The organism is Ruegeria sp. HKCCE4148 (assembly GCF_017872495.1).
GTDB lineage: Bacteria > Pseudomonadota > Alphaproteobacteria > Rhodobacterales > Rhodobacteraceae > Ruegeria.
This window is the reverse complement of sequence record NZ_JAEDOS010000005.1, coordinates 42,231-60,035: the sequence shown is the minus strand read 5'-3', so window position 1 is coordinate 60,035 and position 17,805 is coordinate 42,231. Positions and strand designations below refer to the sequence as shown.

Genomic DNA, 17,805 nt, shown 5'->3' with positions numbered 1-17,805 from the left:
GCGAAGGTCCAGCCCAATCAGCGCGTTCCTGATCCAACCATACCCACGATTTTGTAGGTCTTTTGCAGGATCGGAGCTGCGATCTCACGCGCGCGTTCGGCCCCACGGGCCAGAATCCGGTCAATCTCGGCCTGATCTGCCATCAAACGAGACATTTCGGTCGAAATCGGCGCCAGTTTCGCCACCGCCAGATCGGCCAGCATCGGTTTGAAGTCACCAAACTGCTTGCCACCTACATCTGCCAGAACCCGTTCCACGCTTTGGTCGTTCAGGGCCGCGTAAATATTGACCAGATTGCGTGCTTCGGGGCGATCCCCCAGCCCGTCAACATCCGACGGCAGCGCGTCCGGGTCGGTCTTGGCCTTGCGGATTTTCTTGGCAATCGCGTCAGCATCGTCGGTCAGGTTGATCCGGCTCATGTCCGACGGATCGGATTTTGACATTTTCTTGGACCCGTCCCGCAAGCTCATGACGCGGGTGGCCGCGCCTTCGATTACCGGCTCGGTAACGGGAAAGAAATCGACGCCAAAGTCGTTGTTGAATTTAATCGCAATATCACGGGTCAACTCAAGGTGCTGTTTCTGATCCTCACCGACCGGCACATGGGTCGCGTGATAGATCAGAATGTCAGCCGCCATCAGCGACGGGTAGGCAAAAAGCCCCAGCGAAGCGTTCTGCTGGTTCTTGCCTGCCTTGTCCTTCCACTGGGTCATCCGTTGCATCCACCCCATCCGGGCAACGCAGTTAAAGATCCAGCCCAGTTGCGCATGTTCGGGCACCTGGCTTTGGTTGAACAGGATCGACTGTTCAGGGTCGATGCCCGCCGCGATAAAACCTGCGCACAGTTCACGGGTGTTGTGGGACAGCGCTGCGGGGTCCTGCCATGTGGTGATCGCGTGCAGATCGACCATGCAATAGATGGTTTCGAAATCTGCACCCTGCATATCCACAAAGCGCTTCATTGCGCCCAGATAGTTGCCCAGGGTCAGCCCGCCCGAAGGCTGGATGCCGGAAAACACGCGCGGCGTGAACTGGGTCTCGGTCATCGAAGGGAACTCCCGTCTGGAAAAATCAGCCCCCGTCGCTTACCCATGAGGCACAGGGACGTCAACAGCCGCGAAAGGCCCGCCCAATGAGCAGTGAGCATTACACACCCGCCGTGAACCCTTTGCCGCCCGTTGTTGTGGCGCTGGTTCTGTTCATCATCGGCATTGAACTCGCTTTTACGCTGGGATCGCGCGGTTTGGTCGGAGGGCCAACAGCGGTCGGCTGGCGGCTGGACGCGATACAACACTATGCGTTTTCGGCGGATATCTTCGACTGGATGGTGCTGAACGGGCGCTGGCCGTTTGAACATGTGATCCGGTTCGTGACCTATCCGTTTGTCTCGGCCAATTTCACGCAGGCGGTGTTTGTTTGCGTCTTCGTTCTGGCCATGGGCAAGATGGTCGGTGAAGTGTTTGGCGGCTTCCCCATGCTGTTGATCTTTGTCGTCTCAGGGATCGGGGGCGCGTTGGCTTATGCCGTTCTGTTGGATCCCCGCTATCCCCTGATCGGAGGGTTTCCTCCGGTTTACGGCCTGATCGGCGCATTTACCTGGTTGTTGTGGCGCAAACTATCCTTGGTTGGCGCAAATCAGGCGCGGGCTTTTCAACTCATTGCCGTCCTGATGGGCATTCAATTCCTGTTTGGTCTGATCTTCGGCGGCAACTGGGAGTGGGTCGCCGATCTGGGCGGGTTTGCCACCGGTTTCGGAGTATCTTTCCTTGTCGCACCCGGCGCCTGGGATCGTATCGTTGGGCGCATACGCCGCGACTGATCAGGATCGACGCAGGGCGCGTTTGAACTCGGACAGTTTGAATGCGCCCAAGAGGTGGCCCAGACTGAAATAAGAGGCCGCCGCGACACAAATCAGGACAAGCAGCGCCAGATAGCGCCAACCGGGAACGCCCAGCGTCCACCCAAACGCCTGAAGCGCCATGTACAAAACCGCGCCCATTCCGATAGAGGCAAGCACGATCCGGCCCGCGCGCTGTTTGAACCGGTCATCGAACCGGGCTTCGTCTCCCATGTTGCGCGCCCCGATGGCCAACAAAACGACCATGGCCCAACCCGCTGTGGAGGCGGCAATGGCGGGTGCGATCCAGCCCACAAACGGGAAGAGGCCAAACGCCAAAGCCGCATTCACGATCATTGCCACAACAGCATAGTGAAACGGAGAACGCGTATTCTCGCGCGCGAAATACAGAGGCTGCAACAGTTTTTGCAGCATGAATGCAGGTAGTCCGATGCCATAGATGGCAACGGCCAACGCTGTGGCTGTGGTATCCTCGGTGGTGAATTGCCCCCGCTCGAATAGGACTGAGACCAGCGGGTTCGGGATGACCAGAAACGCCACCGTCGAAGGCAGGGTCAGCAGCAGCATGAACTCTCCGGCACGGGAAAACGCGTTGCGCGCGCCTTCTTTGTCTTCGGCGCGCAGACGGCGCGACAGGTCGGGCAGCAGAACAATACCGATCGCGATACCGACCACGCCGAGTGGCAGTTGATAAAGCCGATCTGCCGCAAACAACCAGCTCACGGCCTTTTCTGTTTTCGACGCCACCAATTGCCCTACAACCAGATTGACCTGCGTGACCCCCATCGCCAGAGCTGCGGGGACCGCGATGCGGACCATACGGCGCATCTCGGGCGTCAGTTTAGGCAGACCGGGCCGGATACGAATGCCGGCACGTTCGGTTGCGACCCAAACCAGCGCCAATTGAGCGACGCCCGCAACCGGAATCACTGAGATCAGCCACCGAATTACCTCGCCGCCTGATAGGGCTCCGGCGATCAGCGCCGTGCAGGCAAAGATGTTCAACAAAACTGGTGCGGCAGCTGCGGCCGCGAACCGCCCCGTTGCGTTCAGGACGCCAGAAAAGAGCGCGGCCAGAGACATGAACAGGATGTAAGGAAAGACAACATACCCATAATCCACCGCCAAATCGAACCGTTCGTCGCCATAGAAACCTTCGGCTGTCAGCCAAACCAGACCGGGCATGAAAATCAGCGCAAGTCCGACCAGTGCCAGAACGGCAAGCGCCAAAAGATTGAACGCATCCTGCGCAAAGCCCTGCGGATTCTCGCCCGCTTCCAGCCGCTTCGAGAACATGGGCACAAAGGCCGCGTTAAAGGCACCTTCGGCAAAAAAGCGGCGGAACATGTTCGGCAGGCGGAAGGCTGCAACAAACGCGTCCATAACCGGCCCAGGGCCAATGAGGGCGGTCAGCAGAATTTCCCGCAAAAACCCCAGTATGCGGCTGGCGAGTGTCCAGAAGCCAACTGTGAAAAAGCCCGAAATCAACCGGATTTGCTTCATGAGGCCGCACGCTCAGCGCCTTCGGTGATCGCCTTGCGCAGCTTCGCCTCCAGCCCGCGTTGCTTGCTCTCCGAATGGTATTTCAGTCCGAACATGTCCTTGACATAAAAGGCGTCAACCACCTGTTCTCCATACGTCGCGATCACGGCGTTTGCGATATAGACATTCGCCGCCGCCAGTGTCCGGGTCAGGTCATACAGCAAGCCGGGGCGGTCGCGCGTATCAACTTCGATGATCGTGTAGATTTCGGACCCATCATTGTCGAAAGTGATATGGGTCGGCACGTTAAAAGCCCGTTCACGTTTCTTGATCTTGTCGCGTGATTTCAGGGCTTCCTTGGCAACCACTTCCCCGCGCAGCGTCTTGTGGATCATCTGTGTCAGACGGGGCAGGCGCGCGGCTTCGAAGGGGCGTCCTTCGGCGTCCTGAATCCAGAACGCGTCTGTGACGTATCCGTCCTTGGTTGTGTAACTGCGGGCATCCACGACGTTTGCGCCGACAAGAGCCAGAGCCCCGGCAATACGTGCAAAGATGCCAGGGTGATCGCCCATCGCAAAACAGGCTCGCGTTGCGTCACGATCTTCGTCTGGTTCAAGCCTGATTTCCATCGCGCCCGGATCGCCGCCGTGTTCCAGTGCGCGCAGCATCTCAGCGAATTCGACATGCGTCGCCAAGTTGAGACCCTGCCAATAGGGATCATAGTGGCGCGCTGTTTCCGTTTTTAGGTCCGCCTTGGTCCATCCCGCCAGTTCCGCACGTAGGGCTTTCTTTGCCTCAGCCCCGCGATTGGCGCGGTTGAGATCTTCCATACCGGTTTCCAGCGCGCGCTTGGTTTCCGCATGAAGGGCGCGTAGCAATGTGGCTTTCCAATTGTTCCAAGTGTTGGGGCCCACGCCGCGGATGTCGCAAACGGTGAGAACCGTCAGCAGGTCCAGCCGTTTGACCGTCTGAACAGCCTTGGCAAAGTCCCGAACGGTTCGTGGGTCTGAAATGTCGCGTTTTTGCGCCATGTCTGACATCAGCAGGTGATACCGCACCAGCCACTCAACGGTTTCGGATTCCGATTTGCTCAGCCCCAGCCGCGGGGCCACCTTGCGTGCGATCTGCGCGCCCAGAATCGAGTGATCCTCGGGGCTACCTTTGGCGATGTCATGCAACAGCAACGCGACGTACAACACCTTTCGGTTGACACCACGTTTAAGGATCGAAGAGGCAAGAGGCAGGGATTCCACCAGTTCTTCGCGTTCGATCTGGGCCAGATTGACGATGCACTGGATGGTATGCTCGTCCACCGTATAACTGTGATACATGTTGAACTGCATCATCGCTACGATGTGTTCGAACTCGGGCAAGAAGGCTGATAGGACGCCCAGTTCGTTCATCCGGCGCAAGGCACGTTCCGGGTTGCCATGTTTCAGCATCAGATCCAGAAAAATGCGTTTGGCTTCTTTGTCGTTGCGCATTTCATCGTCGATCAGATGCAGGTTGGCGCTAACCAGCCGCATCGCGTCGGGATGGATCAACATGCCGGTGCGCAGCCCTTCTTCGAACAGACGCAGTAGGTTTACCTTGTCCAGCAGGAATGTTTCCGGGTCCGCCACGTCCAGACGTCCGTGGATCACTTTGTACCCGGCCTTTACTCTTGGGCTTCTGCGGAAAATACGCTCAAGCAACGGTGCGCTTTTCATGTGGAGCGCTTCGAGCTTGGTCAGGAAAATCCGAGTCAGTTCGCCCACACGGGTGGCCTCGCGGAAATAGCGCTGCATGAACACCTCGACTGCGCGGCGACCGGCGCGGTCTTCATAGCCCATGCGTGCGGCCACCTCGACCTGCATGTCGAAAGTCAGCTGTTCGGTGGCGCGGCCCGTCACCAAATGCAGATGAGACCGGACGGCCCACAGGAACTCTTCGGCCTGAACAAAGGTCTCAAACTCTTCTGGGGTGAACAGACCTAATGGAACCAATTCGGCCACGTCCTGCACGCCATAGACATATTTTGCGATCCAATAGAGCGATTGAAGGTCACGCAAACCGCCTTTGCCTTCTTTCACATTCGGTTCGACCATGTAGCGCTCACCTTGTTTCAGGTGCCGCTCGTCCCGTTCCTTCAGCTTGGCTTCGATGAATTCACGTTCGGTCCCTTTGAACAACTCGTTTTTCAGGCGTTGATCCAAATCGTCCGCCAGCGCCTTGTCGCCTGCCAGATAGCGTTGTTCCAACATGGCGGTGCGGATCGTGAAATCCTCGGAGCCCAGCCGCAAGCAGTCTTTGATCGTACGCGACGAATGCCCGACCTTTAGCCGCAGGTCCCACAAAATGTATAGCATCGATTCAATGACGCTTTCGGCCCAGGCTGTGATTTTATAGGGGGTCAGGAACAGCAGGTCGACATCCGACGATGGCGCCATTTCCCCACGCCCGTAACCGCCGACCGCCAGAACCGCGATCTTTTCACCTTGGGTGGGTGTCGCAAGCGGATGCAGGCGTGTGCTGGACACCTGCATTGCCGTTCCGACCAACTGATCCGTCAGATAGGTGTAGGACCGTGTCAGTGCGCGGGCCTCGAAAGGCTGTTTGCCAAAGGCTTCGGCAATCGCCGCGCGCCCGGCTTTTTGCGCATCGCGCAGGATACGCACCGTTTCGGCCCGTACTTTGCTGTTGTCTGTGCATGATTCAAACGCCAGCGCCAGCGCGTCGTTGACGTTGGCACTGTCGAAGATGTCTTCGGCGGGGCAGATTAATGAGCTCTTAGGCAAAGGGCTGACGCCCGGCTGATCAGAAGCCGGCGCCAGAGAAGCTTTGTGGGGCAGGGTCAATAACAACCACCTGTTTGTTCTGGATCGTGGCGACCGCCAGGCCGCGTTCGTTGGTGCCGTTCGGACGCAGACGGAAGATGCCGCCGACGCCCTGGAAGCCGGCGTTCTGAGTCAGGGCCGCAGAGGTCAGAGCGTCGGATTTGCCTTGGCTGACCAGAGCCCCGATGGCAGCAATACCATCATAGGCCAAACCGCTGATCGGGTGGGGCGCTTCGCCATATGTCGCGTTGTAACGTTGGCGATATGCCTGTGCCTTGGACGGATCGGGCAGCGCAAACCAGCCGCCTTGTACACCCGGCAGTTCCAATGTTTGCGGAGGAATATCCCAGCGTGTCAGACCGATGAATTGCGTCGTGGCCTGAGAAACTCCGGCCTCGGGCAACAATTGCGAGAACAATGGCAGGGCACCCGCCGTCGTAGCAGTTAGGAAAATCGAATCGGCTCCGGTCGAATCAACTGTTGCTTTGATTGTGGGCACCGAGTTGATAACGCCCTGCTGCGAGCGGTCGTAGCCAACAGTGCCGGCGTTGTTGACCGGGCTGCTGGCCAGCGCGTTGGCAATCGCAGCTTGGCCCAATTGGCCTGCGGCGTCGTTGCTGTGCACGATCACCGTGTTGACCTTGCCCTGACTGCCCGCAAAGCTCGCCAGCCGGTTGGCCGTATTGTCGAATGTTGGGCCCAGGACAAAGACGTTGCCGCCTGCGATGCTGGTGTTGTTCGAAAACGAAAGAACGTTGACGTTGTTACTCAACACCGCCAACCCGGCGGCATTTGCGGCCTGCGCATAGACCGGGCCGATAATGATCTTGGCACCATCCGCAACGGCTTGCTGGGCCACGGCCGTTGCCGTGTTCGGGTTTCCGGCAGTGTCGTAAACGCGCAGGTCAATTGTCACATTGGGCAGATCAGACATTGCCAGACGCGCGGCATTTTCCAGACTTTGCGCCAATGCCGCATCGCCTGACTGGCCAGACCCGCTGGGGACAAGCAGGGCCACCGGAACCGGAGCAGAAGTATTGATCGAAGGTCCACCCCCAAGGCCGCCGGGTTCACAGGCGGCCAGAAACGCCGCGGTTGTCAGGGCAGCGGCGGCTTTCGCCAACTTGCTAACGGGCTTGCAAACGGTGAACATCTAAATGAAAACTCCCTGATCCGACGGCTATGAATGCTTCTGTTCTGTCGAGCCGCGATAATAAACGTCACGCTGTGAGGGTCCAGCTTTGAATTTCCAAAAGATCAGATTGACTGCGGGCCTGTATTTTGTTGCCACTCCGATCGGAACCGCGCGCGACATTACGCTCAGGGCCTTGGATGTTCTGGCATCTGCCGACGTGATCGCAGCGGAGGACACCCGAAGCCTGCGCCGATTGATGGAAATCCACGGCATCCCGCTCGAGGGGCGCCGGATTCAAGCCTATCACGACCACAGCGGTGCAGGCGCGCGCGGCAAAATCATGGAGGCGCTGGCTCAAGGGCAATCGGTTGCCTATGCGTCCGAGGCCGGAATGCCGCTTATTGCGGATCCGGGTTATGATCTGGGCAAGCAGGCGGCTGAGGCCGGGCACACGGTGACCTGCGCCCCCGGCGCGTCGGCTGCCTTGACAGCGCTGACATTGGCGGGTCTTCCGACAGATGCCTTCTTTTTTACAGGATTTCTGCCCAATGCAGCCGGCGCACGCCGCGCCCGGATTGAGGCATTGAAGGACATTCCGGGCACGCTTGTGATTTATGAGTCCCCAAAACGTGTATCCGCCAGCTTGTCAGATCTGGCCTTGGTGCTGGGGGCAGACCGTCAGGCGGCGTTGTGCCGCGAATTGACCAAAAAATTCGAAGAGATTCGCCGAGCAACCCTGGCCGATTTGGCCGAGGAGTACCAAGGCAAGTCAGTCAAAGGTGAAATCGTTGTGCTTGTGGATCGTAGCCATTCGCAAAGCGTTAATGAATCTGACGTAGAAGAGGCTTTGAAGCGAGCGTTGGAAAGCCACTCGGTTCGGGATGCGGCAGATCTTGTTTCAAAAATGTATGACCTGCCGCGCCGACCGATTTACCAGAAAGCTCTGAAACTGGGAAAATGATGACATGGGTCGGCGGACAAATCAGGGCTCTGTTTCCTACCACGCCGGGCAGGCGGCAGAGCTTCGGGTTGCTGAGGATTATGAGCGCCGCGGCTTGACCATTCTGCATAGACGCTGGCGCGGCCCGGGCGGTGAAATCGATCTGATCGCGCGCAACGGGGCTGGGCTTGTGTTCATCGAAGTCAAGAAAAGCAGTAGTTTTGAAAAGGCGGCGGCCCGGATCAGCGCCAGACAGATTGATCGAATCTACGCTTCGGCTGCTCAGTTTCTAGAAAAAGAACCAAACGGGCAACTCACCGAAGCGCGCTTTGACGCGGCTCTGGTGGATGGGTCTGGCGCAGTTCAAATCATCGAAAACGCCTTTGGTCACGCCTAAGCCCCATTGAACCCCAGGGCCTGCTGGGCCATGTATCTGGCGTGAAACTGAGGGACACGCCATGAAAATCGCCTTTCAAATGGACCCGATCGGGGCCGTGGACATCAACGCCGACAGCTCATTCCGACTGGCGGAAGAGGCGCAGGCGCGCGGGCATTCGCTGTTTTTCTACGGGCCGGATCAACTGGTCTATCAGGAAGGCCGCATCACAGCGCGTGGCCACGACATGACAGTGCAGCGGGTCGCAGGTGATCCGGCCGTCTTGGGACCCGAACGCGAGGTTGATCTGGCTGATTTCGATGTGGTCTGGTTGCGACAGGACCCTCCGTTTGACATGCACTACATCACGTCCACGCATTTGCTGGATCGTCTCAAGGGTCAGACGCTTGTGGTCAACGACCCTTTCTGGGTGCGTAACTATCCGGAAAAGCTGCTGGTGCTGGATTTCCCTGACCTGACACCGCCGACAACGATCGCGCGTGATCTGCAAACGATCAAAGCGTTCAAGGAAAAGCATGGCGATATCATCCTCAAACCGCTTTATGGCAATGGCGGCGCAGGCGTGTTCCGTTTGGATGCCAATGATCGAAACCTGACGTCTCTGCACGAGTTGTTCACGGGCTTCTCGCGTGAGCCTCTGATCGTGCAGAAATTTCTGCCGGACGTCAGCAATGGCGACAAGCGGGTGATTTTGGTCGACGGCGAAGTTGTTGGTGCGATCAACCGGGTTCCTGCCGCAGGTGAAACGCGATCCAACATGCATGTAGGCGGGCGTCCGGAAAAGATTGGCTTGTCAGAGCGTGATCTTGAGATCTGCGCGGCCATCGGCCCCCTGCTTAAAGAAAAAGGTCAGATCTTTGTCGGTATCGACGTGATTGGCGACTATCTGACCGAGATCAACGTGACCTCACCCACCGGCATTCAAGAGCTTGAGCGCTTTGACGGCGTCAACATTGCCGAAAAAATCTGGCAGGCCATCGAAGCCAAAATCTAAGCCATGACCCGGGCGCTGATGCGAAAGCTCAGCGCCTCGGCTACGTGCGATCTGTGGACGTTTGCGGATCCTTCCAAATCGGCAATTGTGCGCGCCACGCGCAGAATGCGATGAAACGCGCGGGCGGACAGGCCAAACCGGTCTGCCGCTTTCAGCAACAGCTCTTTACCTTCTGCATCGGGTGTTGCGATCTCTTCCAGAACCTTCCCTTCTGCATCCGCGTTTTGGCGCATATGTGGGGTGTCTTGAAATCGGTTCGCCTGAATGGCGCGGGCGTTTTCGACCCGTTCAGCAACCGTAGCAGAGCTGTCGCCGGATGGCGGCAAGTCAAGATCAGTGAATTCCACCGGCGGTACTTCAATCCTCAGGTCGAACCTGTCCATCAACGGCCCTGATATGCGGTTCAGATAGTCCTCGCCACAGCCCGGCGCGCGTGAGCAGGCACGAGAGGGGTCTGTCAGATAACCGCATTTGCAAGGGTTGGCAGCGGCCACTAGCATGAGCCGGCAAGGATACTTCACATGCGCATTGGCGCGCGCCACCATAACTTCACCGGTTTCGATGGGTTGGCGCAACGTTTCCAGAACGGTGCGTGGAAACTCAGGAAATTCATCCATGAACAGCACGCCGTTATGAGCCAGCGAAATCTCACCGGGTTTCGCGCCTTTGCCGCCCCCAACGATTGCGGCCATCGAGGCCGTATGGTGGGGCTCGCGAAACGGGCGCGTGCGATTGATGCCGCCTTCGTCCAGCAAACCGCACAAAGACTGGATCATCGAGGTCTCTAAAGCTTCGACTGCGGTCAGGGGCGGCAGGATGCCGGGAAGCCGCGCGGCCAGCATGGATTTACCCGATCCCGGCGTTCCGATCATGATCAGATGGTGACGACCTGCGGCAGCGATCTCCAGGGCGCGTTTGGCGCGCTCCTGCCCTTTTACATCACGCAGATCCCGCGCGCTGGGCGTCAGGTTTACCTCGCCGGGCTGTGCGGCTGGTAGGGGGGATTGGCCCGAGAAATGGCGCACAACGTCGCCCAGAGATCCCGCGCCGATCACCTGCGTTGCGTCAACCCATGCCGCCTCGGCGCTGGAGGCGCGGGGGCAAAGCAACATCCGGTCATCAGATGCCGCAGTCATTGCCGCAGGCAGAGCACCGACCACCGGGACCAAAGATCCGTCGAGCGAAAGCTCTCCCAACGCTACGGTGCTTTCTGCGGCGTCGGCTGGAATGATCTCTAAGGCCGACAACAGCGCGACGGCTATGGGCAGGTCGAAATGGCTGCCTTCCTTGGGTAGGTCGGCGGGGGACAGGTTGATGGTGATCCGCTTTGAGGGCAAGGCGATTGCCATCGCGCTCAGCGCGCTGCGCACGCGGTCGCGGGCTTCGGATACCGCCTTGTCTGGCAGGCCCACGATGGAAAAGGCGGGCAGGCCGGGGGATACGGCGCATTGCACTTCGACCGGGCGGGCATCGACCCCTTGGAAGGCAACGGTATGTGCACGGGCGACCATGGCAGTCCTGTTCTTGGTTAACAGGACGTTGCTGCCATGGGTGTGGTTTAAGAGTCGTTAACGGACATGCGCAAGGCGGTGAATTTGGGCCATGCGCCGGGATCAGCCACGGTTTTGTCGCGGCAGAACGGATTGCAGAACCCCCAGCATTGGCCATCCAATTCCATAAAATCCGCAACCGGGTTGCCGGAGTACGGACAAGCCTCGTTGAGGGAAGGGCCGCCTGATACCGGTTTGGCGTTCGAGTCCCCTCCGACCGGCCAGGGCATTGATGACAACTCCTGCGGATAGGGGAATGGATTGTATTGAACTGTCATACCCATTGCGCGCCATTGTCTGACGGCTGGGTCCGACAGGAGGTCTAAACAATAGATCCGGTTCGCCTCGGACACTGGCAGCCCGTAGCCGATGATCCGTGCAGCAACAGGCGTATAGAACACATCCGCCAGCGAATAATCACCGAACAACGGGCCGTCTTGCGCACCAGAGATACGCCGCGCGTGCGCCCAGAGCGTCTCAATCCGTTCAAGATCGGCTAACGTCTGGGATGACGGGGCAAATCCTTGCCACACATGCTGTAATTGCATCGGGCATTGGCCGCGGAGGGCGCTGAACCCTGCAACCATCTCAGCGCAAAGCCAGCGGGCGGTTGCCCGCGCTGCGGGATCTGCAGGCCACAGCCCAGCTTCAGGGTGACGCTCGGCCAGCGTCTCGGCCATGGCTAGGCTTTCGCCTACAACCGTCCCTTCGGGCAGACGCAGCGCGGGAACCAGTCGGGCCGGGGTCAGCGGTTCCATGTCTTGTTTCATGCTGCCCGAATAAAGGCCGATCATGTGGCTGCGATAAGGCAGTTTGAACTTCTCAAGCATCAACCAGCCGCGCATCGACCAGCTGGAGAAGAGGCGGTCACCGATATACAAATCATAAGTCATGCTTGAACGATGCCGCAGGCCGGTGGCACAGTAAAACAGTGATTTGTGCGGGGTCAGTTCACGGAAGGTGATTGATCTTGCCGACCGACCATGTGTTGTCTTCCAAGCCGATGTCCGTGACAGACAGATTGTCGATCCGGTGCGAAAAGGTCTGCTGCCCGTCCAGATCCAAAGCGCGTTGCACTTGCGTGAGGATCACGCCGAAATGCGCGACGATCACCAGATCGCGCCCCGTGTACTCGGCTAAAAGCATGTCGATTGCGGCATCGACCCGGGATCGGACATCGTTCCAGCTTTCGCCCTGCGGAGGGCGGACATCCCCAGGATTATCCCAATAAGCGAAAGCCAGCTCCGGATCTTCTGCTTCGATATCGGCGAAACCACGCAGTTCCCAGCTGCCAAAATGAATCTCACGAAGGTCAGGGTTATGAGGCAAGCGCCGGCGCGGGCCCTGAATGGCTGAGGCAGTGTCCACGGCACGAGACAAGTCGGAAGAGATCACAAGTGCCTCGGACGGCAGATGATCATGCAGGCGTCTCAAGGCTGCTGTGTCGCTCAGGTCCGCAGGCAGATCTGACCAACCGACCATGGTTTTTGCATGTGTCGGCCCATGGCGGACAAGATGCAGGCGTGTCATGGCAATTGGCCTTTAAGAACAGATGGTAATCCGGCTGTCACCTGTACGACCAGATCCGCCTGCGCCGCCAAGGCGATGTTCAGCCGCCCCTGCGCCTCGCGGAATTGACGAGCGAGGGCGTTGTCCGGGACGATCCCGTAACCTACCTCGTTCGAGACAATCACAACCTGGGCTGGGCAGTCGTTCAGGGCATCCAGCAGGTTGGTCTGTGCCGTTTCCAGATCCGTGTCCGCCAGCAGATGATTGCTCAGCCACATTGTAGCGCAATCAATCAGGCAAATCTGATCTTGGGACAAGCGGGCCAGAACCGGCCCCAGATCAAGGGGTTCTTCAACCGTGCTCCAGCCGTCGCCGCGTTGCACGAGATGGCGATCAACCTTCTGGCGCATCTCGTTATCAAACACTTGTGATGTCGCGAGGTAAACGCGGCTTTTCCCAGCGGAAACAACTAGTTCCTCAGCGAAAACCGACTTGCCCGAGGAGGCTCCACCCAGAACCAAGGTTAAATCTGGAGACACAATTCTTACCTTTAGTTGATCCGATTGGTGCTGTTTTGCGTAAAGGTCATAGGTCGGCAAAGCAAGTCCGGCCAGCGCCTGCAAAACAGGGGAGAGGTTTATGGCACTGGATAATGCGACAGACTTTTCGATGTCCCGGCAAGCGATGAAGGCCGAGCTGCTGGATGCGGAAACAGAACTCAAACTGGCGTACGCCTGGCGGGATGACCGTGATGAACAGGCTTTGCACCGTCTAATTACCGCTTATATGCGTCTGGCCATTTCGATGGCAGCCAAATTCAAACGCTATGGCGCGCCGATGAATGATCTTATTCAAGAGGCCGGGTTGGGCCTGATGAAAGCGGCAGACAAGTTCGACCCGGACCGTGGTGTGCGTTTTTCGACTTATGCCGTGTGGTGGATCAAGGCGAGCATCCAGGATTATGTGATGCGGAACTGGTCCATGGTGCGGACTGGGTCCACCTCATCCCAAAAGTCCTTGTTTTTCAACATGCGGCGGGTGCAGGCACGGCTAGAGCGTGAGGCGGCGACCGAAGGCTTGGAGTTGGATCGACACCAGCTGCATCAGATGATTGCTACCGAGATTGGCGTTCCTCTGCGCGACGTGGAAATGATGGAAGGGCGTTTGTCCGGTTCGGATTTTTCGCTGAACGCGGTTCAGTCTGCGGACGAAGACGGGCGCGAGTGGATCGATGCGTTAGAGGATGATCGCGAACAGGCTGCGGATTCTGTTGAGCACAGCCATGACACAGCTCAACTGCGCGAGTGGTTGCTGACCGCGATGAATGCGCTGAACGACCGCGAACGTTTCATCGTGCGCGAACGCAAGTTGCGCGAACCCGCCAGAACGTTGGAGAGCTTGGGCGATGAACTGGGATTGTCCAAGGAGCGCGTGCGCCAACTAGAAGCCGCGGCGTTTTCAAAAATGCGTAAGAACCTTGAAGCCCAGTCGCGCGAGGTGCAACACTTCATCGCATGAAACATGTTGCGATTCTTGTGTGTGTTCTTGGCCTTACGGTTTTCGCCGCGCGTTCAGGCGCGGCGAAGGATTTGATCCCTGATGACGTTCTGACAGCGATGCGGGGCGTCGATGTGGTGATTTTGGGCGAAGTACATGACAACCCCAGGCACCACCACATACAGGCCGAAGCACTTGAAGCGCTGTCACCCTCGGCCGTTGTATGGGAGATGGTGACAGAAGAGGGTGCTCAGCGGCTGTCGCAAAAGGCAGTGTCTGACCCTGATGAACTGGGGCGCATCCTTAAATGGGCCGAAAGCGGGTGGCCTCCGCTCAGTATGTATTACCCGGTTTTCCAAGCCTCAAGTGCGCCCGTCTATGGGGCAATGGTGCCCCGCACAGCTGCGCGCGCAGCGATGGAACGCGGTGCGGCGACGGCTTTGGGCGCAGACGCGGCACGGTATGGTCTGACCGTGCCGCTGTCGCCCGAGGAACAATCCGCGCGGGAGGCGGATCAACTGGCCGCTCATTGCGATGCTTTGCCAGTTGAAATGCTGCCGCAGATGGTTGCGATCCAACGCTTGCGCGATGCGGTTTTGGCCCGTGCGGTGGTGCGCGCCATGGAGGAAACCGGAGGGCCGGTTGCGGTTATCACAGGCAATGGCCACGCGCGGACAGATCGGGGTATCCCGACTTATCTTGCGCGCCTTCAGCCAGGATGGAAAGTGGTTGCGGTAGGGCAATCCGAAGATGGCATTATCGATGGCGACTTCGACTTGGTAATCGACAGCCCGTCGATAGAGCGTGAAGACCCCTGTGCGGCGTTTCAGGTGCAGAATTAATCGCTGGAACTACCTGCTGGCCTTGCCTAATGTCAGGGCCGACCGGCACAGGAAGGGCTGAACATGCTGTCATCCAAACGTATTCTGCTGATAATCGGCGGCGGGATTGCGGCCTATAAGTCGCTGGATCTGATCCGCAGGCTGCGAGAGCGTGGGGCTGCTGTGACACCGGTTCTGACCCGTGCAGCGGAAGAATTTGTGACGCCTTTGTCAGTGTCTGCGTTGGCCGGAGAGAAAGTCTATCGCGATCTGTTCGATCTTACCGATGAGGCCGAGATGGGGCATATTCAATTGTCGCGCTCGGCCGATCTGATCGTTGTCGCCCCCGCAACGGCAGATCTTATGGGCAAGATGGCCTCTGGGCTGGCCAACGATATGGCGTCGACCCTTTTGATGGCGACGGACACGCCCGTTCTTTGCGCGCCCGCGATGAATGTACGGATGTGGGACCACCCGGCCACGCAACGCAACCTCAAGCAGCTTCAAGCCGATGGGGTACGCTTTGTCGGGCCAAATGAGGGTGACATGGCCTGCGGCGAATTCGGCCCGGGACGCATGTCTGAACCGCTGGAAATTGTCGCGGCGATTGAGGCACAGCTGACTGCGGGACCTTTGGCTGGCAAACGCGTGCTGGTGACGTCTGGCCCGACGCATGAACCGATTGATCCGGTGCGCTATATCGCGAACCGGTCGTCCGGTGCGCAGGGTGCTGCTGTGGCGCGGGCACTGGCGCATTTGGGGGCCGAGGTGATTTTTGTCACTGGCCCTGCCGACGTGCCCCCTCCGGCAGGTGTACAGGTCGTACCCGTTGAGACGGCGCAACAGATGTCTGACGCGGTCGATACCGCTCTGCCCGTCGATGCGGGTGTATTCGCGGCGGCGGTCGCGGATTGGCGTGTGGCAAGCGCATCGGACAAGAAACTGAAGAAAAGCCGAGATGGCCTGCCGGTTCTGGAATTTGCCGAAAACCCGGACATTTTGAAACGTGTATCCCAGTTGGCAGTGGGCCGCCCGCCGCTGGTGGTTGGTTTTGCGGCTGAAACAGACGATGTGGTTGAACACGCCACCGCCAAGCGCCTTCGCAAAGGCTGCGATTGGATCGTTGCGAACGATGTCAGCCCGGCAACCGGCATCATGGGTGGGTCCGAGAATGCAGTCATTCTGATCTCGGGCAGTGGCACCGAAGAATGGCCGCGCTTGGGCAAGGACGAAGTTGCCCGGCGTCTGGCGGCAAAGATCGCGGACGCATTGGCAGGCTGAAGGAAAGGCATGGGCATGGTTGCAATTCGAGTGATCCGAGAAGACGGTGCAGACCCCGCTGTCGCGCTTCCGTCTTACGAAACGGCTGGTGCTGCCGGGGCGGATGTGCGCGCCAACTTGCCAGGTGGCACCCCTATCGTGTTGGAACCTGGCCAACGCACGCTCGTGCCAACTGGCCTGCGTATCGAAATTCCCAAGGGGTACGAGGTTCAGGTCCGTCCCCGCTCGGGCCTTGCGCTGAAACACGGGATTACACTGCCCAACACGCCAGGCACCATCGACAGTGATTATCGCGGACCTTTGGGCGTGATCGTGATGAACGCAGGTCAGGACCGCTTCGAAATTGCCCATGGTGAGCGCATCGCGCAACTGGTGGTCGCGCCTGTCGTGCAGGCCACCTTCGAGTTGGCTGAGGAATTGGGCGAAACTGGTCGCGGGTCCGGCGGCTTTGGCTCAACCGGGCGCGGCTGATGCTGCTGGTTTTTGTTCTGGCCGCAGGACTTTGGGGTGTTGGCTATATCGCCGGCACGTCAAAAACAGCGCGTGTGGTTTCGGTCAGTGTGCTTTTGGCCGGAGTGATCCTGTCTCATCTGATCTTGCCAGACGGGCATCCGCTGCGTCAGGCGACGGGCGGCTCGGCGGCAATGTGGCTGATCCTTGTGGGTTTCGGCGCGATTGTTTTGGTGTATGGAAGGGTGCTGAAAGCCCTGCGCAATCGCGCAGAGTCCGTTTCAGATCAGGAACCTACCATGCCCTCCGACCGATTTACCGAGACCGAGCTGGACCGCTATGCCCGTCACATCGTATTGCGCGAATTGGGCGGTCCGGGGCAGAAAAAGCTGAAAAAAGCACGGGTGCTGGTGATTGGCGCGGGTGGTTTGGGGGCCCCTGCTTTGCAATATCTGGCAGCAGCCGGGGTGGGCACAATCGGCGTCATAGATGACGACATCGTCGAGAACGCCAACCTGCAACGGCAGGTCATTCACCGTGACGCAGATATCGGGATGCCCAAGGTCTTTTCGGCCCAACAAGCGATGGAGGCGCAAAACCCGAACGTGGTGGTTCTGCCCTATCATCGCAGGTTGAACGATGAGATCGCGGCCGATCTGTTTGCCGATTTCGATCTTATTCTTGACGGGACCGATAATTTTGACACGCGCTATCTTGCCAACCGCGCGGCCGTCGCGCTTGGCAAGCCTTTGATCTCGGGGGCCTTGTCGCAGTGGGAGGGGCAGCTGAGTGTGTTTGACCCGGCCAACGGCAGCCCCTGCTATCAGTGTATTTTCCCCGAAGCACCGGCCCCAGGCTTGGCCCCGTCCTGTTCCGAGGCTGGGGTGATCGGCCCCTTGCCCGGCGTTGTTGGGTCGATGATGGCGGTCGAAGCGATCAAGGTGATCACGGGCGCGGGCATGGCGTTGCGTAGCGAGATGTTGATCTATGACGCTCTGTACGGCGAAAGCCGCAAGATTACCCTGACCCGTCGCGCCGATTGCCCCGTCTGCGGCACCGCGAACGATTAACCTTT

General features: G+C 58.7%; 17 protein-coding genes. 9 read left to right on the top strand and 8 right to left on the bottom strand.

All coding sequences use genetic code 11. The features are described 5' to 3' along the window. Positions 1-17: 17 nt before the first annotated feature. A complete protein-coding gene (gene trpS, locus I9187_RS15080; protein WP_171179210.1) occupies positions 18-1,046 on the bottom strand; it encodes a tryptophan--tRNA ligase in 1,029 nt (342 codons plus the stop codon). 86 nt (positions 1,047-1,132) lie between these two features. On the opposite strand from trpS, the gene I9187_RS15075 reads away from it, so the two are divergent. Further along, positions 1,133-1,819 carry a rhomboid family intramembrane serine protease gene (locus I9187_RS15075; RefSeq protein ID WP_171093608.1) on the top strand — a complete coding sequence of 229 codons (687 nt, stop codon included), beginning with the start codon at positions 1,133-1,135 and terminating at the stop codon, positions 1,817-1,819. On the opposite strand, the gene murJ is transcribed toward I9187_RS15075, so the two are convergent. Genes murJ through I9187_RS15060 form a run of 3 tightly spaced genes read right to left on the bottom strand, consistent with a single transcriptional unit; the run spans position 1,820 to position 7,309 of the window. Then, positions 1,820-3,361: a murein biosynthesis integral membrane protein MurJ gene (murJ, locus tag I9187_RS15070; protein ID WP_209509640.1), complete on the bottom strand. Its 1,542-nt coding sequence runs from the start codon at positions 3,359-3,361 to the stop codon at positions 1,820-1,822. Then, complete coding sequence (locus tag I9187_RS15065) at positions 3,358-6,177, bottom strand: [protein-PII] uridylyltransferase (RefSeq protein ID WP_209509641.1); 2,820 nt, start codon at positions 6,175-6,177, stop codon at positions 3,358-3,360. Before I9187_RS15065 ends, murJ begins: the two co-directional genes overlap by 4 nt. Further along, positions 6,137-7,309, bottom strand: a complete 1,173-nt coding sequence (locus I9187_RS15060) for a penicillin-binding protein activator (RefSeq protein WP_171179216.1) — start codon at positions 7,307-7,309, stop codon at positions 6,137-6,139. Before I9187_RS15060 ends, I9187_RS15065 begins: the two co-directional genes overlap by 41 nt. A gap of 88 nt (positions 7,310-7,397) precedes the next feature. On the opposite strand from I9187_RS15060, the gene rsmI reads away from it, so the two are divergent. The 3 genes from rsmI to gshB all read left to right on the top strand — a co-directional run bounded on the left by rsmI (position 7,398) and on the right by gshB (position 9,622). Next, positions 7,398-8,252 (top strand): 16S rRNA (cytidine(1402)-2'-O)-methyltransferase, encoded by an 855-nt coding sequence (gene rsmI, locus I9187_RS15055; RefSeq protein ID WP_171179218.1) that lies wholly within the window; start codon positions 7,398-7,400, stop codon positions 8,250-8,252. Between the two features lie 4 nt (positions 8,253-8,256). Then, on the top strand, positions 8,257-8,628 hold the full coding sequence (locus I9187_RS15050; RefSeq protein ID WP_171179221.1) for a YraN family protein: 372 nt from the start codon (positions 8,257-8,259) through the stop codon (positions 8,626-8,628). A gap of 61 nt (positions 8,629-8,689) precedes the next feature. Beyond that, positions 8,690-9,622: a glutathione synthase gene (gshB, locus tag I9187_RS15045; RefSeq protein WP_171179223.1), complete on the top strand. Its 933-nt coding sequence runs from the start codon at positions 8,690-8,692 to the stop codon at positions 9,620-9,622. Here the strand turns inward: gshB and I9187_RS15040 are convergent. Genes I9187_RS15040 through cobU form a run of 4 tightly spaced genes read right to left on the bottom strand, consistent with a single transcriptional unit; the run spans position 9,619 to position 13,220 of the window. After that, positions 9,619-11,133 (bottom strand): YifB family Mg chelatase-like AAA ATPase, encoded by a 1,515-nt coding sequence (locus I9187_RS15040; RefSeq protein ID WP_171179225.1) that lies wholly within the window; start codon positions 11,131-11,133, stop codon positions 9,619-9,621. The genes gshB and I9187_RS15040 overlap by 4 nt on opposite strands. A gap of 47 nt (positions 11,134-11,180) precedes the next feature. After that, positions 11,181-12,065, bottom strand: a complete 885-nt coding sequence (locus I9187_RS15035; protein WP_171179227.1) for a glutathione S-transferase — start codon at positions 12,063-12,065, stop codon at positions 11,181-11,183. A gap of 58 nt (positions 12,066-12,123) precedes the next feature. Further along, positions 12,124-12,702 (bottom strand): histidine phosphatase family protein, encoded by a 579-nt coding sequence (locus tag I9187_RS15030; protein ID WP_171179229.1) that lies wholly within the window; start codon positions 12,700-12,702, stop codon positions 12,124-12,126. Continuing rightward, complete coding sequence (cobU, locus tag I9187_RS15025) at positions 12,699-13,220, bottom strand: bifunctional adenosylcobinamide kinase/adenosylcobinamide-phosphate guanylyltransferase (protein ID WP_171179231.1); 522 nt, start codon at positions 13,218-13,220, stop codon at positions 12,699-12,701. Before cobU ends, I9187_RS15030 begins: the two co-directional genes overlap by 4 nt. 100 nt (positions 13,221-13,320) lie before the next feature. Here cobU and I9187_RS15020 point away from each other — a divergent pair, with 100 nt between their 5' ends. The 5 genes from I9187_RS15020 to moeB all read left to right on the top strand — a co-directional run bounded on the left by I9187_RS15020 (position 13,321) and on the right by moeB (position 17,800). Continuing rightward, positions 13,321-14,199, top strand: a complete 879-nt coding sequence (locus tag I9187_RS15020) for an RNA polymerase factor sigma-32 (RefSeq protein ID WP_171179233.1) — start codon at positions 13,321-13,323, stop codon at positions 14,197-14,199. After that, positions 14,196-15,020 (top strand): ChaN family lipoprotein, encoded by an 825-nt coding sequence (locus I9187_RS15015; RefSeq protein ID WP_171179235.1) that lies wholly within the window; start codon positions 14,196-14,198, stop codon positions 15,018-15,020. Before I9187_RS15020 ends, I9187_RS15015 begins: the two co-directional genes overlap by 4 nt. 63 nt (positions 15,021-15,083) lie before the next feature. After that, a complete protein-coding gene (coaBC, locus tag I9187_RS15010; protein WP_171179237.1) occupies positions 15,084-16,280 on the top strand; it encodes a bifunctional phosphopantothenoylcysteine decarboxylase/phosphopantothenate--cysteine ligase CoaBC in 1,197 nt (398 codons plus the stop codon). A gap of 15 nt (positions 16,281-16,295) precedes the next feature. Continuing rightward, positions 16,296-16,751, top strand: coding sequence for a dUTP diphosphatase (dut, locus tag I9187_RS15005; RefSeq protein ID WP_171179239.1), 456 nt, complete (start codon positions 16,296-16,298; stop codon positions 16,749-16,751). Next, entirely contained in the window at positions 16,751-17,800 is a 1,050-nt protein-coding gene (gene moeB, locus I9187_RS15000; RefSeq protein WP_171179241.1) for a molybdopterin-synthase adenylyltransferase MoeB, read from the top strand. Before dut ends, moeB begins: the two co-directional genes overlap by 1 nt. Positions 17,801-17,805: the final 5 nt, after the last annotated feature.

What these genes read in the sequence shown, in the direction of transcription:
- trpS (WP_171179210.1), bottom strand. Translation starts at nt 1,046, where the DNA reads ATGACCGAGACCCAGTTCACGCCGCGCGTGTTTTCCGGCATCCAGCCT.
- I9187_RS15075 (WP_171093608.1), top strand. Translation starts at nt 1,133, where the DNA reads ATGAGCAGTGAGCATTACACACCCGCCGTGAACCCTTTGCCGCCCGTT.
- murJ (WP_209509640.1), bottom strand. Translation starts at nt 3,361, where the DNA reads ATGAAGCAAATCCGGTTGATTTCGGGCTTTTTCACAGTTGGCTTCTGG.
- I9187_RS15060 (WP_171179216.1), bottom strand. Translation starts at nt 7,309, where the DNA reads ATGTTCACCGTTTGCAAGCCCGTTAGCAAGTTGGCGAAAGCCGCCGCT.
- I9187_RS15050 (WP_171179221.1), top strand. Translation starts at nt 8,257, where the DNA reads ATGGGTCGGCGGACAAATCAGGGCTCTGTTTCCTACCACGCCGGGCAG.
- gshB (WP_171179223.1), top strand. Translation starts at nt 8,690, where the DNA reads ATGAAAATCGCCTTTCAAATGGACCCGATCGGGGCCGTGGACATCAAC.
- I9187_RS15040 (WP_171179225.1), bottom strand. Translation starts at nt 11,133, where the DNA reads ATGGTCGCCCGTGCACATACCGTTGCCTTCCAAGGGGTCGATGCCCGC.
- I9187_RS15035 (WP_171179227.1), bottom strand. Translation starts at nt 12,065, where the DNA reads ATGACTTATGATTTGTATATCGGTGACCGCCTCTTCTCCAGCTGGTCG.
- I9187_RS15030 (WP_171179229.1), bottom strand. Translation starts at nt 12,702, where the DNA reads ATGACACGCCTGCATCTTGTCCGCCATGGGCCGACACATGCAAAAACC.
- I9187_RS15020 (WP_171179233.1), top strand. Translation starts at nt 13,321, where the DNA reads ATGGCACTGGATAATGCGACAGACTTTTCGATGTCCCGGCAAGCGATG.
- I9187_RS15015 (WP_171179235.1), top strand. Translation starts at nt 14,196, where the DNA reads ATGAAACATGTTGCGATTCTTGTGTGTGTTCTTGGCCTTACGGTTTTC.
- coaBC (WP_171179237.1), top strand. Translation starts at nt 15,084, where the DNA reads ATGCTGTCATCCAAACGTATTCTGCTGATAATCGGCGGCGGGATTGCG.
- dut (WP_171179239.1), top strand. Translation starts at nt 16,296, where the DNA reads ATGGTTGCAATTCGAGTGATCCGAGAAGACGGTGCAGACCCCGCTGTC.
- moeB (WP_171179241.1), top strand. Translation starts at nt 16,751, where the DNA reads ATGCTGCTGGTTTTTGTTCTGGCCGCAGGACTTTGGGGTGTTGGCTAT.